The organism is Moraxella haemolytica, assembly GCF_030177935.1.
GTDB lineage: Bacteria > Pseudomonadota > Gammaproteobacteria > Pseudomonadales > Moraxellaceae > Moraxella > Moraxella haemolytica.
In genome coordinates this window covers 1641363-1655762 of record NZ_CP089974.1, presented here as the reverse complement: position 1 = coordinate 1655762, position 14400 = coordinate 1641363, and the positions used below count along the sequence as shown (strand labels likewise).

Here is a 14400-nt window from a genome sequence, read left to right as displayed (position 1 = left end):
TGTATCAAAATCACTAATTTACTTGACGATTAAGACATCATGAATAATACCATTTTTAAGGCAGAGCAGGCATTGTATCTGCATCTACTCCAAGTGAGCAGGTATCACCCAAAAGCAGGTGAGTGGCTGTCTTGTTTGCCGATTTGGTTGGCTAAAATTAAAGATAAGAGCCGTTACGCACACGCTCCATTTTATGCTTCTGCCATCGACCGCCTGCCTGAGACGACCGCCCTAGCAATTCGGCTAACCGATAGAGTTGAAGCGGTGCTTGATTGGCAGGTGTCGGATTTTAAAAAAACTCACAGCCTATTAAAAAATCTAAAGCCTTGGCGGAAAGGACCGTTTTATCTGAGCGGTGGTGCGGAAAAAAGCATTCATATTGATACAGAGTGGCGGTCTGATTTTAAATGGGAGCGAGTGTGTCCACATTTGCAGTTGCAGGGCAAAAGAGTCTTGGATGTTGGCGGTGGTTCTGGCTATCACGGTTTTCGTATGTTGGGTGATGGGGCAAAATCGGTGATTGTGATTGATCCATCGTGTTTGTTTTATCATCAGTTTATGGCGATGAAGCACTTTTTGGGCGTGGATTTGCCCGTGCATTATATCCCTGTGCCACTTGAGAGCCTGCCAAAAGACAGCGAGTTGTTTGATGTGGTGTTTAGTATGGGAGTGCTATACCATCGTATCTCGCCTTTTGAGCATTTAGAACAGCTAAAGGCTCAGCTGAATAAAGGCGGTACGCTCGTGCTTGAGACCTTAGTGGTCGATGGTGATGAGCATACAGTGCTAGTGCCACACGAACGCTACGCCCAGATGAATAATGTGTACTTTTTGCCAAGTGTTGCTGCTTTAACCAAGTGGCTACTCAAGGCGGGATTTAGCGAGGTAAGCTGCGTTGATGTGAGTATTACTAGCACAGATGAGCAAAGAGCAACAGAATGGATGGATTATCATTCGTTGGTAGACTTTTTGGACGATGCAGATAATTCAAAAACCATCGAAGGCTATCCTGCACCTAAGCGTGCAACCATGATTGCCAAAAGACCTTAGTTTAAAAACCTTTGTTTGTGGTTTGGCTGATATGGGCTAAACGGTTGATGGCTTGATTTGAGTTGTTGGTTGTGGTTAGATAAACCATTTTGTCAATACCCATTCAATGACAAGTTTGGCAAGAAAACCAAAAAATCCCATGCCTAATGCCACAAAAATCCAAAAAGTGCCTTGCTTACCTGCGTTGGATTTTTTGGAGATGTCCCACATAATAAAGAACAAAAAGCCAATAAAAATCGGCAATAAGATATATAAGCCCATGGCGGTGATGGTGGCTTCAGAGACGGCAAGAATCATAGAGTACCCTTTTATGTTTTATGGTGGGATTTACTGGCTTTATTATAGCACAGATGTGCTGTGGATTGGCGTGATGATTGATGCTGATACCAATAAATCTTAAAGAATTGGCGAAAATTTTCCACAGCGTTAAAAAAACTTGTTACAATAATTAATCAATTATTTGTGAAATATGAACATGACAAAAAAGAACAAATCTTCAGCGGTATATAAAGAAACCGAAAAGCGACAAAACTCAGGCATCATGAGTTTGCTTTGGATGATTCTAGGATTGGTGATTGCAGTAGCATTAGCGGCGGCGGTGTATTATTCACCGCTATTTGATGGCTACCGCAGTGATAAAATCACCGTTGAAGATGACGCACAAGTAACACCCATGGCTAAAGAACAAGAGGTGTTGCCAAATAGTCAAGATCTAAATCTAGGTCAATACGACCCTAGCCGAGAGATGGCATTGACATCTGATTATGAATTTTATGACATCTTGCCCAAGCAGAATTTTCGCAGTATCCCTGAAGGGGTGAGTGTACAGGAAATGGCAAATGAGGATAAAGTTTTGGGAGCTGATGCGGTGGTCGAACTTGAAAAAGAAGAGACTAAAGAAGCTCAAATCCAAATCATCGAAGATGCCACAACCTATGATGGTCAAGATGAGAGTGGTGAAAAGACCGCCAATCAAACCCACATCACCTACATTCTGCAAATCAAAAGCTACACAAATGCCAAAGATGCTGATGAAAAGCGGGCTCAAGTGATGCTAGCAGGCGTTGATGCAGTCGTGGTGCGTCGCTTGGATAGGCAGACGAATGCTCAGGTCTATCAAGTGGTATCCATGCCGATGGTGAGTCGTCAAGAAGCAAGCGATGCACTGTTCAAACTGCGTAATAATGGTATTGATGCACTCATGGTGGAACAGCGTCGTCGGTAATTGGTTATTTTTAGTTCGTGTTCTAAAACCATAAAACCTGCTATCTTGCTTGGCAGGTTTTATGGTTTAAAAATATCATGTGTCTTGATGCTTGAGTTTTTTAAATAATAAATAAAACGCCAGTACAACTAAACCTGCCACAAAGCCAACCACGCCATTATAAATTGATTCGGTCAGTCCGCTTAGTATGCCTGATAACGCCACCAAATCTTCTGCCTGATGGTGCAAGATATCAATGCCGTGTACTAAGATGCCACCACCAACCAAGAACATGGCAAGCGTACCTGCGATGGATAAGAACTTCATGAGCTTTGGGGCAAATGTAAGCAGAAAATTGCCAAGTTTTTTCCTGACCGAATCAGACCGGTTGATTAGACTAAAACCCGCATCGTCAATTTTGACGATAAGGGCGACCAATCCATAGACGCCAACCGTCATCAAGATAGCAATAGCACTAAGCGATAAGGCTTTAGTCTGTAGGGTGCTTGTGGTCATCACCCCAAGCGAAATCACCACAATTTCAGCAGATAAAATGAAGTCGGTGCGAATCGCTCCTTTGATTTTTTCTTTTTCAAAAGCAACCAAATCGACCGATTTATCAGCATTAGCCGCCAGTCGTTTGGCATGAGCTTGATTGTCATCTAGTTCATGTGGCAACAGACTTGGTGCGAATTTGTGCATCACTTTTTCCGCCCCTTCAAAACACAAAAACAGACCGCCAATCATCAAAAGTGGCGTGATGAGCCACGCTGCCACCGCACTAATAATGAGTGCGGCAGGCACCAAGATGAGTTTGTTGATGAATGAGCCTTTTGCGACCGCTAGCACCACAGGAAGTTCACGATCAGCACGCACCCCTGTTACCTGCTGTGCATTTAAGGCAAGGTCATCACCTAGCACACCTACTGTTTTTTTGGTGGCAAGTTTTGTCATTGTCGCCACATCATCTAAGATGGTACTCATGTCATCAAGCAACATCAGCAAGCTACCACCAGCCATAAGAACTCCGATTTGAATCATTAAAATAATCAGTCATCTATTATAGCGAGCTTTTTGTTGAAAAATGATAGAATGTTTGTAAATTTTCTAGATATTATCCAAAATCATAATAAATTAGACCAATGTTGTAAAAATAATCGTTGTCAATCATCTAAATCCTATGAAAAGTGTGGAATTTTATGGCATAATAGACATATACTTTTACTTTTCTAGTGATGATGGCATCACTGAAGTCTAGTTTTATTAGTTTTTAGATTTTTATTGGAGAGACTATGAAAGCCAAATTTGTAGCCATTGTCGCTTTGACAACATTGGCCTTGAGTGCTTGTGGCGATAAGCATGAAAAAGTATATGCAGTAGATAAGTTAGCAGAAGCACAAGCTGTAGCGTTAGAAAAAGCGCCAAAGGCTGAAGAAGTCAAGTTTGATGACCATGCCAAGCCATCTGTTGCGACCGATGAGACTGCCAACAATGTAGCAGCTCAAAGCGAACAATCTGCAGAAACTGACACCGCCCCAGAAGCTTCTATTGAGCAAGAAGCTGCCAAGACAGACGAAGCTGATACTAAGACTGAATAGCCAATGATAAAATGATGACTTGTTTGCTAGATTTTGGTTGTGTTTATCTGGCTTATCAGTTATAATATTAAGATTGCCTAAATCTTTGGGTTCGGGCAATACCGCTAAGCGGGTTTATCATTGTATTGATTGTTCCGATTTGAGCTGATGCCCACGCCCAAGACCGTGACGCTAATAATATAATACAGCCTAATCGATGCCACTTGTCTTGCATTAGGAGTTACTATGCCTTCAGTTAAGGTAAAAGAGAACGAACCAGTTGATATCGCAATTCGTCGTTTTAAGCGTGCTTGCGAAAAAGCAGGTGTTTTGGCTGATGTTCGTAAAAAAGAATTTTTTGAAAAACCAACGCAGGAGCGTAAGCGTAAAAAAGCTGCTGCTGTTAAGCGTTACAAGAAAAAAGTATGGCGTGAGCAAGTTCGTACAGTACGCAAGTACTAATCTGAATTACTATAGCTTATTTAATAATAAAAAAACCTTGATTTTTATCAAGGTTTTTTCTTTGGTGGTTCTTTGGGTTTAAGAATAAGCCTGCTTTAATAGAGCTGACACTGGGTATTGTTGGTAGAATAAATCGTAAAACAATAAAGCAATAAAAAATATTAACTATAAATCCTTAATAAATTTAGGTATATTATTAGATGCCTGTCAGGCATAACTGGCAGGGCAATCATGATTTAAATGACCAAACATATGGCGAGGCGATATGAACTACCCAGTTAAACTTCCTTTGATATTCGGTATGGCGATGCTGACCTTGATACTCGGTGCGTGTGGCAGTGATAAGGCAGAATCTGCATCTAACACAGCAACCACCCAAGCTAAGACGCAGACACCCGCTCAAGATACGGCTGAGGTCATGCAAGAATCTGATGGTGGGTCTGTAGAAGACTCTTCTGGGCACGAGACTGTAGCAAAAGATGTGGTCAATGCAACAGAGAATATAGCCAATCCCATCAAGCCTTTGTCTATTAAGGAGGGTAAAAAACGCTATGAACAAACTTGCAAGGTCTGCCATGACCAAGGCTTGTTAGATGCTCCAAAACTTAGCAACAAGGCAGAATGGACGAAACGCCTAGAAAAAGGCGTGGATACTTTATATCAACATTCTGCTAAAGGATTTAATAAAATGCCAGCACAGGCGACCGGTGCGGTTACTGAAGCTGAAGTATATGCAGCAGTTGATTATATACTTGAGCAGACGAAGTGATATGCTTGAGTAGTGGATTTTTAAGACCATTAAATCTAATTAAAAGCTAATCAAGACCAACAAAAGATAGCATCATTTGCTTTTTTGTTGGTTTTTTAAATCAAGGGTATTTGAGTGATTTTGAGTAATTGATGGTCTGGCGACTAAGATGATTGGATGGATTAAGTATGCTATAATAGAATGTTTGTATTTGTTATGCTTGTATAGCAATATAGACAACCTTTCAGCCTTTTTAATGAAATGATCCATTGCCATGCTAGACATCACCAAATACCCCATCACCACTTATAAAAAAGAGCTGTCTGCTCTGACCACACTTGCCTTGCCCATGCTATTAGCCCAAGTGGCTCAAGTTGGTACAGGATTTGTGGATACGGTAATGGCAGGGGGTGCAGGCATTGATGATTTGGCGGCGGTGGCATTAGGCAATAGTTTATTTGCAACCGTGTATGTTACCTTGATGGGCGTGATGAGTGCGTTAAATCCCATGATTGCCGAGAAGCATGGTGCAAACGGATTGGCAGAGATTGGCGAGATGGGGCGTCAGGGGCTGTGGTATGGATTGATGACAGGTGTTATCGGTATGCTACTGATGTGGGCTGCCATCACACCGTTTCAGAATTTTTTTGATTTAAGTGAGCGTGCCTTATCCATCACAGGTGATTATCTGTGGTTTGTTGGGCTTGCCATGCCTGCTGCCATGATACATCGAGCCTTGCATGCTTATGCGTCTAGTCTGAACCGACCACGAGCAATCATGATAGTCAGCTGGCTATGTTTTTTTATCAATATCCCCTTAAATTGGATATTTGTCTATGGAAAATTTGGCATGCCTGCCTTGGGTGGGGCCGGTTGCGGTCTAGCGACCGCCATTGTTTTTTGGGTTAATGCCATCGTACTTGGTATCTATATTGCTAAGGATGTTTATTTTAAACCTTTTGGGCTAACTGATAAATTTAGTTCGCCCAATCTTGCTACTTTAAGACGGATTAATCATTTGGGGTTGCCTATCGGCTTATCATTTTTTATTGAGGTGAGTTTATTTACTTGCATCATGTTTTTGGTGGCGAGATTAAAAGGCGATGCAAACGGCAGTACTCAAGACTATGTTGCCGCTCAGCAGATTGTTATTAGTTTAACCACCCTTATTTATATGCTACCCCAAAGTATTGGTACTGCCAGCACGGTACGAACAGGATTTTATCTGGGAAAACAAAAACCGCACCGAGCCCGATATGTGGCAGGCATTGCTGTTTTTACGGCCATACTGATATCTTGTTTGACGGCAGTATTATTGGTATTTTTAAGAGAACCACTTGCTAAGATGTATACAGATGAGACGGTGGTAATTGGTATTGCTGCGACGGTTATCTTGTTTGCGGCGGCGTTTCAGGTGGTTGATGCCATTCAGACTGTGGCAAGCTATGCCTTGCGAGGTTACCAAGTAACCCATATCCCCATGGCGATTCATTTGATTGCGTTTTGGGGCTGTGGCTTGATTCCTGGTTATTTTTTGGCAACTTATTATGGTATGGGTATTTATGGATTTTGGTTGTCTTTGGTGATTTCTTTGACGGTGGCGGCGATTCTTTTGCTGTGGTATCTTGAACGATACAGTCTTGGTATTATCAAGAAGTATCAGCTAAGAGGTGCTTAGCCTTTAATAATGAGCATGGCGGTCAATGGCGATAGGGGACTGTTGCCGATGTTGATATTGCTTTGACGATGAGATTATTCATTGAGAAATATTTGAATCCAAAAAATGATGTTCTAGCCATTAGGCTAAGCTTTTTTAGATAAATTTTGATTGTTGGCTGATTTATTTTTAGTTGGTGAGCGTTTTGTATTTTCTACTAAATCTTGTGGTAGGCTAAGCCTTGCCGTTATCCATCAGCATTCACTTATATAACAATAGGATACCTATGAAATCACACTCTATCAAATTGCTTTTGGCATTATCGGCTGTTGGCGTCTGTACTGTCGCTACCGCCAATGATTTACCTAGCTTGTCAAATGCTCACTTTCAGCAATGCTTGGATAATCTAAAATCTTCATCGGCTTTTCGTGGTATCTCAAACAGTACTTTTGAGACTTATCGCCCAAGTGAGCCTGACCCCACTGTGATTCGCTCGCTGAATTATCAGCCAGAATTTAAAAAAGATGCTTGGGATTATCATGCATCGCTCGTTGATGCTGAGAGGGTGATGGATGGGCTAAGAGCCAGACAAGAACAAGCCGATGTATTGCATCGCATTCAATCACGCTATGGCGTGCAACCTGAGCATGTCCTTGGCGTTTGGGGTGTTGAGAGTAATTTTGGGCAGACTTTGGGCGGTAAAAATCTGTTTAGTAGTCTTGCAACTTTATCGTGCTTTGATCGCCGTCAGGGTTATTTTCGTGGTGAGTTTGCCAATGCTTTACGCATCGTCCAAAATGGCGATATCCGCCCAGAGGACATGACAGGTTCGTGGGCAGGAGCGTTTGGTCAGACGCAGTTCATGCCGAGTACTTTTTTGGAGTTGGCGGTTGATTTTGATGGCGATGGCAAAAAAGACTTGGTCAATAGTAAGGCTGATGCACTTGCCAGTACTGCCAATTTTTTATCAAAAAGGGGTTATCGTGCAGGCGAGCCGTGGGGGTATGAGGTTCGCTTAAACGGCTATGCAGGTCCTAGTGGTCGCACCAATAAAAAATCCATTGATTATTGGCAGGCACAAGGCATTACCTTGCCAGATGGTCGCCCATTGCCATACAACATGGCAACGGCAGGCTTGCTGTTGCCTGCAGGTCGTCAAGGACCGGCTTTTTTGGTGGGCAAAAACTTTGACACCTTTTATAGTTATAACGCATCACAAAGTTACGCTCTTGCCATTGCTCATCTGGCTACTTTGATTGAAAATCACGACACCAACATTAACTTCGCTACCCCATGGCCGACCGATGATCCAGGTATCAGTCGCCGTCAAGCCAAAGAAATTCAGCAGGCATTGTTAAACGCAGGTTATGAAATTGGCAAGGTTGATGGCATTATTGGCGATAACACTCGCCGTGCCATTATGGATTATCAAAGTAGAGTGGGGGCTGTGCCTGATGGTCGTGCAGGACAAAAATTTCATCGCTTAATTACCAGTCAAGTATCAATCGCACCAAATCAAATACCAAGCCAGACAGTGCCAACGCCTGCAATCCCTGTACAAACCATGCCGGAGCAACCAGTTTGGTCTGATACGCCTAGCATTCAGCCTGTCAGTATAGCACCACAAACTTACCGCCGAGTAGTTCAAGCAGATGGTACGATTGCTCTTGTGCCAGCCAATTGATTTAGTCAAACAGCCCTTCATTGCTAAAAAAAGGGTTGTTTGTTTAGGCTTGATGGGTGATAACTGATGATTGGCTTGTGGAGTTAATGATTACCCATAAGCCAATCTCATTGATGAGTATTACTCTTCTTCTTGGTCATCGTCCCATTTGGCGTAGGTTTTTGATGGGTTGATGCCTTGCGACTTTAGGTAGGCGACTTGCTCTTCTAAAGTGCGAGTTTTTTGTGCATTGTGCATACTGTCTTGTAATTCACCGAATTTTTTGATTTGCTCGCTAAATTTTGAGATGTCTGACATGATGTACTCCTTATTACTGATTTATTAGATTTGCGTGATGGCACGCCTTGGCATTACATCAAATTTTTAAGGTATTTACAATACAAAAACCAAATTATATTTTGCTACATTCTATTGCACAACATTGATGGTTTTGTTGATTGTGGTAAAAAATCATGCCCTACAAATACCGGCGTATCATCAATCAGTCCTGCAACCGTTTGCACCAGCTGTTCATCAAAGGCACTGGCATAGAATGTTAAGGGGTTGTCTTTTGGTGTCATGGCGGTAATCTGATACATATCAAGTAACGAACGCACTCGCTCGGCGATAGCAACCCCAGAATCAACCAAAGTGATGTTTAGATGATTGTCATCAATATGGGTTTGTAAAAACTGCTTAAAAAATGGATAATGCGTACAGCCAAGCACAATCACATCAACGCCATCATCAGCCCACAGTTTGACCTGCTCAATCAACAAATTGGCAACCTGACTGTCAATCGGCATACCGCTTTCTACCCATGGCACAAGCATGGATTCAAAGTGTTTGTGCACTTGAATACCCAAGGGGTTGGCAATGGTGCCAATCACTTCATTCAGCAGATGCCCATCAAGCGTGGCTCTGGTGGCAAGCACAGCAATCTTTTTGGTCTTAGTGATGGCACAAGCAGGCTTAACCGCAGGCACTAGCCCAACAATCGGTACGCTACAACGCTGCCTAAGGGTGGTTAAGGCGTGAGCAGAAGCACTGTTACAGGCGATGACGATGAGCTTACAACCTTGTTTGCACAGTCGTGCCACTGCTTGTAAGGTTAAAAGCAGTATCTCATCGCCCGTCTTATTGCCATAAGGAACATGGGCGGTGTCCGCATAATAAATGAAGCGTTCATTGGGCAGTAGTTGTCTTAGGTGGCGATAGACAGAAAGACCACCCACACCAGAGTCGAACACGCCAATCGGTGCGTTATCAGAATCACTGATATAATCGGGGTGTTGGTTAATCATTTTATCTATCCGCCACCAGATGATAAGCGTTGCCACCACTCACCAAGGTCAGTGTCGTTGTGCCATCACTTTCACACAGCTTGCCCATCTCTACTAGATGATATAGGACATTGGCAGCTACTCGAGCAACAAGACCAAAGCGAGTATCTACATAAAGCCTTTGTTCAATCCGACCGTCTTTTATAAAATCCTTAAAATACAGTGGGTTGTCATCATTTAGGATAATCTCATCGCCATTAGTTGTAGTAAAGATTAGCCAAGTTATGCCGTCTTTGACGACTTCATCGACACGATAAATGATAAGTGGGGCGTCTTCAACTTGAATGTGATACATATCATTGGGCGTCTTTAAAAAATACGCCTTGTTGCCCAATGTATCTGTCTGACCCCATAACACACTGGCAAATAAGTTCACTAATGACTGGCGGGTCATTTTTGTGCCTTCATGATACCAGTCGCCGTTGTCTTTGATGAGAATGTCAAACTCATGAATGTGTGTGGGCGACCATGAATCAAGTGGTGGGATTTTATGCGTACTTGTTGATTGGGTAAGTTTCGTAATATCTTCTAAGATATTGTTTTTATTATGATTATTTTTATTATTTTTTGGGTTTTGGCGATTTTGGCACATCATGAGTATCAATCCTTAATTTTATCATTTTGTACATTATTTGATGACACGAGGCGGTAAAAAATATTAAGTTTTTGACCAAGATTGTAGCTTAAATAACACAAAAAAAGCAACCAATTAGATGGGAATAATCGTTAAATGATTGAGAATGCTTGCATAAAAGTGTTGGCGGTATCATAATTTGCTTGCCTAAAAATTCTAGATGGGTAAAATATACCCAATGTCATTGTTAATGGTTTTGATTGATTATTTTTTGCCTAGCGAGTTGGGTGACCAACCAGCCAAATTAAGGAAAACTTATGCAAATTCAACGAGAATCTATGGAGTTTGATGTCATCATTGTCGGTGGTGGACCTGCAGGGCTAGCAACCGCCATTCGCCTAAAGCAACTTGCCAATAAAGCAGGGCTTGATGAGTTTATGGTGTGCGTTCTTGAAAAAGGTTCGGAGTTTGGTGCTCATACGCTATCAGGGGCAATCTTGGAAACTCGTGCTCTAGATGAGCTGTTGCCCAACTGGCGTGAGATTGGTGCACCCATCACGGTCAAGGCAAAAGAAGACCGTATTTATATGCTCAAAAATGCCCAAAAATCCATCCAATTACCGCATAGCATTGTACCTACTGCCTTGCATAATGATGGCAATTATATCGTGTCATTGGGCAATGTCGTGCGTTGGCTAGCTGAGCAGGCAGAAGCAATGGAAATCATGCTATTTTCTGGATTTAGTGCCAGTGAAATTCTTTACAATGCTGATGGTTCGGTGCGTGGCGTGCTTACTGGCGATATGGGTGTTAATGCTCAAGGTGAACCTAAGCCAAGTTTTGAGGCAGGTTATGAATTACTTGCTAAATATACCGTATTTGCTGAAGGCTGTCGTGGGCATTTGGGGAAGCGACTCATCAGCCGCTTCCATCTAGATAAAGACAAAGACTCTCAGCACTACGGCATCGGTCTAAAAGAGCTGTGGGAGATTGATCCTGATAAGCATGAAGAAGGTGTGATTTTGCATGGTTCTGGTTGGCCTTTGAGTGAGACAGGCTCAACAGGAGGTTGGTTCTTGTATTTTGCAGAGAACAATCAAGTCAGCTTCGGCTTGGCGATAGACTTGTCTTATCACAACCCGCACTTGTCGCCCTTTGATGAGCTACAACGCTTAAAGCTTCACCCAGTCATCCGTCCTATCTTAGAAGGGGGGAAACGCTTGTCTTATGGGGCAAGAGCGTTGGTTAAAGGTGGTTTAAATAGCCTGCCTAAGCTTAGTTTTGCAGGTGGCGTGCTTGTGGGTGATGATGCAGGTTTTCTAAACCCTGCAAAGTTAAAAGGTTCGCATACTGCCATGAAATCAGGTATGTTGGCTGCTGAGAGTATTTTTGCGGCATTACAAGCGGGCAGACAGCATGATGAAGTGGTGGAATATCAAACTGCCTTTGAAAATTCGTGGTTATTCCAAGAAGCTCATGCAGCTCGCAACTTTACCCCTGCCATGCACCGTATGGGTTCGTGGATGGGTGGTGCGTTTAGCTTTGTAGAGCAAAACCTATTGGGCGGAAAAGTGCCATTTACCATCAATGATAACGGTCATGACTTTGCTCAACTAGATAAAGCAGATCATGCTTACAAGCCTGATTATCCAAAACCAGATGGCAAACTAACCTTTGATAAGTTGTCAAGTGTATTTATCTCAAATACCAACCATGCAGAAGATCAGCCGTGCCATCTAAAACTGACCGACCCTACTGTACCAATCACCAAAAATCTCCCATTGTATGCAGAGCCTGCACGCCTATATTGCCCAGCAGGGGTGTATGAAGTGGTGGAGGACGACAATGCACCGCATGGGGCACGATTTGTCATTAATAGCCAAAACTGCGTCCATTGTAAAACTTGCGATATCAAAGACCCAAGTCAAAACATCACTTGGGTAACGCCAGAAGGTGGCGGTGGCCCTAATTATCCAAATATGTAAAAACACTTAAGAAAGTCAGGCGATTCACTAGCTTGGCTTTCTTTTTAGCTTGATATATAAATTTTTTTTATTTGTAAGAAAAAAAATTTTTTGGTATATTATGTATCTGCTAAATTTACCCATCTTATTTTGTCAGTAAATTATAAGGATATTATGATGACAGCTCTACTACATACAGGTAATCTACCTAAAGATCTTATCGGACCTTTAAGCAAGGATTTTGACACTCTAACGCCAAGCTCATATAAAGACGGCAGTTATCGTTTGCGTCGTTATTCTAAATTGATCTATGACCAACAGGCTCGTAATATTGAATTGATACGAGGCAGTCAGTTTGTGCAAAGTGAAGAGTTAAACAAGTTTCAGGGCGGTGTTGTTCGTCAGTATGACGATTTGAGTGATGAATTGATACAAGATGATGGGTTTTTAACCATTGTGGACGCTTTCGCCAAGCAGGGCGGTCTGCCAAATGCTGCCACCATTGAAGTGCATCAGATACGAGTCGTTGCCAATGACCCATCGGCACCGACCATCACGACGCCAGAAGGCTTACACCAAGATGGCTTTGACCGCATTGGTATGTTTACTGTCAGCTTTGATGATGTTCAAGGTGCAGACTTATGTATTTATAGAACAAACGATGCCAAAGATATCATCACCACGCTCCCAAGTGATGTGGGTGTATATTGTGTGATGGATGATGATAAGCTGTGGCACTACGCCACCGAGCTGACCACGACGAAACAGTCGGGTCATTGGGATTTATTTGTGCTTACCGCACATCTATCATAAAAGATGTCTTGTGGAAGTTATGCCGATGGATAATGTAGGAGTGCAAATGTACAATCCAGAAAGTATCCGCCAAGAGTTCTTGGCTTTTAATTGCTTGAATGAACACGGACAGTCGCCAATATTTTTTGATGGTCCAGGCGGCAGTCAAGTACCAAAGATGGTTACTGGTGCCATGAGTGAATATCTGGGCAAATATCACAGTAATATGGGTGGCTTGGCAGATGCAGGCAGACGCACGACCGCCATTAACGACAAAGCTCGTCAAATGGCTGGACTATGGCTAGGCTGTGAGCCACAGCAGGTTGTTTTTGGATTAAACGCTACCAGTCTGATGTTTCAGTTTTCACGAGTATTGGCACGCACTTGGCAGGCGGGGGATAATATTGTTGTTAGTCAGATTGACCATTTCTCCAATGTCTCATCATGGCAGAGTGTTGCTGAAGAAAAAGGCTTGCAAGTCAGACGCATTCCTTTGAATGCCGATGGTAGCTCGCTTGATTTGACTAACATACAGTCCCTTATTGATGAACAAACACGCTTGGTGGCGGTGTCTTTAGCATCTAATGTTATTGGCACACGCACCGAGATTGGCCCTATTATCAGCCGTGCTAAGGCAGTCAATGCTTATGTTGCCATTGATGCTGTACATGCCATTGTGCATGAAAAAATCAACGCCACTCAGCTTGATTGTGACTTACTCTTTGCATCTAGCTATAAGCTAGGCGGTGCTAGACTTGGTATGGCGTATGCCTCTAAGCGAGTGCTTGATTTGCCACCTTATAAGGTTGAGCCTGCTACTCATATACGACCTTTCGCTTTTGAGCAGGGTACGCAGTCTTTTGAAGCTCAAGCAGGATTTATTGCCTTAATGCAGTATTGGGCAAATCTTGGTGGGCAAGATGGCGATATGGACAAACGCTTGATGCGTGCCTATCAGGTGGTGCAGTCTTATGAATATTCATTAAGTCAGGCGTTTTTGGCTTTTGTGAACGAGCGATCATATATTCAGTTATATGGCAAAAACAGTAGTAATCATCGCACACCAACCTTTGCCTTCAATCTAATCAAGGATGGACAAATCATACCGCCTGCCAATGTCTCAAAATGGCTTGGCGATAGGAATGTTGCCCTACCATCTGGTAATTTTTATGCGTTGGATGTCGTGCGTCATCTGGACTTGGTGGCGTGCGGATTTTTGCGTGTAGGCTTTTTACATTACACCACTCATAAAGAGATTGCTCGACTGTTTGAGTTGCTTGATGAGTATGTGGCACAGTTTTAAGGCTTTTTATTATTCTATATTTAAATAAACCACACCCCAGAAGTTCAACTTTTGGGGTGTGGT

General features: G+C 42.7%; 15 protein-coding genes. 10 read left to right on the top strand and 5 right to left on the bottom strand.

Annotated features, from left to right (window positions below; all coding sequences use genetic code 11):
• Nucleotides 1-36 precede the first annotated feature (36 nt).
• Complete coding sequence (gene cmoB / locus LU276_RS07825) at nt 37-1050, top strand: tRNA 5-methoxyuridine(34)/uridine 5-oxyacetic acid(34) synthase CmoB (protein WP_284674618.1); 1014 nt, start codon at nt 37-39, stop codon at nt 1048-1050.
• A 75-nt stretch (nt 1051-1125) separates the two neighbouring features.
• On the opposite strand, the gene LU276_RS07820 is transcribed toward cmoB, so the two are convergent.
• The gene (locus LU276_RS07820; protein ID WP_284673294.1) at nt 1126-1347 is read right to left on the bottom strand and encodes a DUF2788 domain-containing protein; all 222 of its coding nucleotides are present in this window, start codon (nt 1345-1347) and stop codon (nt 1126-1128) included.
• Between the two features lie 178 nt (nt 1348-1525).
• Between LU276_RS07820 and LU276_RS07815 the strand changes: the two genes are divergently transcribed.
• Entirely contained in the window at nt 1526-2275 is a 750-nt protein-coding gene (locus tag LU276_RS07815) for an SPOR domain-containing protein (RefSeq protein ID WP_284673293.1), read from the top strand.
• Nucleotides 2276-2350: 75 nt separating this feature from the next.
• Here LU276_RS07815 and LU276_RS07810 read toward each other — a convergent pair whose 3' ends face one another.
• Entirely contained in the window at nt 2351-3274 is a 924-nt protein-coding gene (locus LU276_RS07810) for a DUF808 domain-containing protein (RefSeq protein WP_284673292.1), read from the bottom strand.
• A 272-nt stretch (nt 3275-3546) separates the two neighbouring features.
• On the opposite strand from LU276_RS07810, the gene LU276_RS07805 reads away from it, so the two are divergent.
• The 5 genes from LU276_RS07805 (at nt 3547) to LU276_RS07785 (ending at nt 8382) form a co-directional block, all read left to right on the top strand.
• Entirely contained in the window at nt 3547-3852 is a 306-nt protein-coding gene (locus tag LU276_RS07805) for a hypothetical protein (RefSeq protein ID WP_284673291.1), read from the top strand.
• 225 nt (nt 3853-4077) lie between these two features.
• Nucleotides 4078-4293, top strand: a complete 216-nt coding sequence (gene rpsU / locus LU276_RS07800) for a 30S ribosomal protein S21 (protein ID WP_242748412.1) — start codon at nt 4078-4080, stop codon at nt 4291-4293.
• Nucleotides 4294-4558: 265 nt separating this feature from the next.
• Nucleotides 4559-5062 (top strand): c-type cytochrome, encoded by a 504-nt coding sequence (locus LU276_RS07795; protein ID WP_284673290.1) that lies wholly within the window; start codon nt 4559-4561, stop codon nt 5060-5062.
• 253 nt (nt 5063-5315) lie between these two features.
• Nucleotides 5316-6719, top strand: coding sequence for an MATE family efflux transporter (locus tag LU276_RS07790; RefSeq protein WP_284673289.1), 1404 nt, complete (start codon nt 5316-5318; stop codon nt 6717-6719).
• Nucleotides 6720-6984: 265 nt separating this feature from the next.
• Nucleotides 6985-8382 carry a lytic murein transglycosylase gene (locus tag LU276_RS07785; RefSeq protein WP_284673288.1) on the top strand — a complete coding sequence of 466 codons (1398 nt, stop codon included), beginning with the start codon at nt 6985-6987 and terminating at the stop codon, nt 8380-8382.
• Between the two features lie 120 nt (nt 8383-8502).
• On the opposite strand, the gene LU276_RS07780 is transcribed toward LU276_RS07785, so the two are convergent.
• The 3 genes from LU276_RS07780 to LU276_RS07770 form a co-directional block, all read right to left on the bottom strand.
• Complete coding sequence (locus LU276_RS07780) at nt 8503-8679, bottom strand: hypothetical protein (protein WP_284673287.1); 177 nt, start codon at nt 8677-8679, stop codon at nt 8503-8505.
• Nucleotides 8680-8783: 104 nt separating this feature from the next.
• Complete coding sequence (murI, locus tag LU276_RS07775) at nt 8784-9665, bottom strand: glutamate racemase (protein ID WP_284673286.1); 882 nt, start codon at nt 9663-9665, stop codon at nt 8784-8786.
• A gap of 1 nt (nt 9666) precedes the next feature.
• Nucleotides 9667-10299, bottom strand: a complete 633-nt coding sequence (locus LU276_RS07770) for a DUF1285 domain-containing protein (protein WP_284673285.1) — start codon at nt 10297-10299, stop codon at nt 9667-9669.
• A gap of 296 nt (nt 10300-10595) precedes the next feature.
• Here LU276_RS07770 and LU276_RS07765 point away from each other — a divergent pair, with 296 nt between their 5' ends.
• The 3 genes from LU276_RS07765 (at nt 10596) to LU276_RS07755 (ending at nt 14337) form a co-directional block, all read left to right on the top strand.
• Nucleotides 10596-12263 (top strand): electron transfer flavoprotein-ubiquinone oxidoreductase, encoded by a 1668-nt coding sequence (locus LU276_RS07765; RefSeq protein WP_284673284.1) that lies wholly within the window; start codon nt 10596-10598, stop codon nt 12261-12263.
• Nucleotides 12264-12416: 153 nt separating this feature from the next.
• Complete coding sequence (locus LU276_RS07760) at nt 12417-13055, top strand: 2OG-Fe dioxygenase family protein (RefSeq protein WP_284673283.1); 639 nt, start codon at nt 12417-12419, stop codon at nt 13053-13055.
• 46 nt (nt 13056-13101) lie between these two features.
• Nucleotides 13102-14337, top strand: coding sequence for an aminotransferase class V-fold PLP-dependent enzyme (locus LU276_RS07755; RefSeq protein WP_284673282.1), 1236 nt, complete (start codon nt 13102-13104; stop codon nt 14335-14337).
• Nucleotides 14338-14400 lie beyond the last annotated feature (63 nt).

Excerpts from the sequence above, each read along its gene's own strand:
- LU276_RS07795 (WP_284673290.1), top strand. The coding sequence starts at position 4,559 with ATGAACTACCCAGTTAAACTTCCTTTGATATTCGGTATGGCGATGCTG.
- LU276_RS07770 (WP_284673285.1), bottom strand. The coding sequence starts at position 10,299 with ATGATGTGCCAAAATCGCCAAAACCCAAAAAATAATAAAAATAATCAT.
- rpsU (WP_242748412.1), top strand. The coding sequence starts at position 4,078 with ATGCCTTCAGTTAAGGTAAAAGAGAACGAACCAGTTGATATCGCAATT.
- LU276_RS07760 (WP_284673283.1), top strand. The coding sequence starts at position 12,417 with ATGATGACAGCTCTACTACATACAGGTAATCTACCTAAAGATCTTATC.
- LU276_RS07820 (WP_284673294.1), bottom strand. The coding sequence starts at position 1,347 with ATGATTCTTGCCGTCTCTGAAGCCACCATCACCGCCATGGGCTTATAT.
- LU276_RS07815 (WP_284673293.1), top strand. The coding sequence starts at position 1,526 with ATGACAAAAAAGAACAAATCTTCAGCGGTATATAAAGAAACCGAAAAG.
- LU276_RS07810 (WP_284673292.1), bottom strand. The coding sequence starts at position 3,274 with ATGGCTGGTGGTAGCTTGCTGATGTTGCTTGATGACATGAGTACCATC.
- LU276_RS07790 (WP_284673289.1), top strand. The coding sequence starts at position 5,316 with ATGCTAGACATCACCAAATACCCCATCACCACTTATAAAAAAGAGCTG.
- LU276_RS07765 (WP_284673284.1), top strand. The coding sequence starts at position 10,596 with ATGCAAATTCAACGAGAATCTATGGAGTTTGATGTCATCATTGTCGGT.
- LU276_RS07805 (WP_284673291.1), top strand. The coding sequence starts at position 3,547 with ATGAAAGCCAAATTTGTAGCCATTGTCGCTTTGACAACATTGGCCTTG.
- murI (WP_284673286.1), bottom strand. The coding sequence starts at position 9,665 with ATGATTAACCAACACCCCGATTATATCAGTGATTCTGATAACGCACCG.
- LU276_RS07785 (WP_284673288.1), top strand. The coding sequence starts at position 6,985 with ATGAAATCACACTCTATCAAATTGCTTTTGGCATTATCGGCTGTTGGC.
- LU276_RS07780 (WP_284673287.1), bottom strand. The coding sequence starts at position 8,679 with ATGTCAGACATCTCAAAATTTAGCGAGCAAATCAAAAAATTCGGTGAA.
- LU276_RS07755 (WP_284673282.1), top strand. The coding sequence starts at position 13,102 with ATGTACAATCCAGAAAGTATCCGCCAAGAGTTCTTGGCTTTTAATTGC.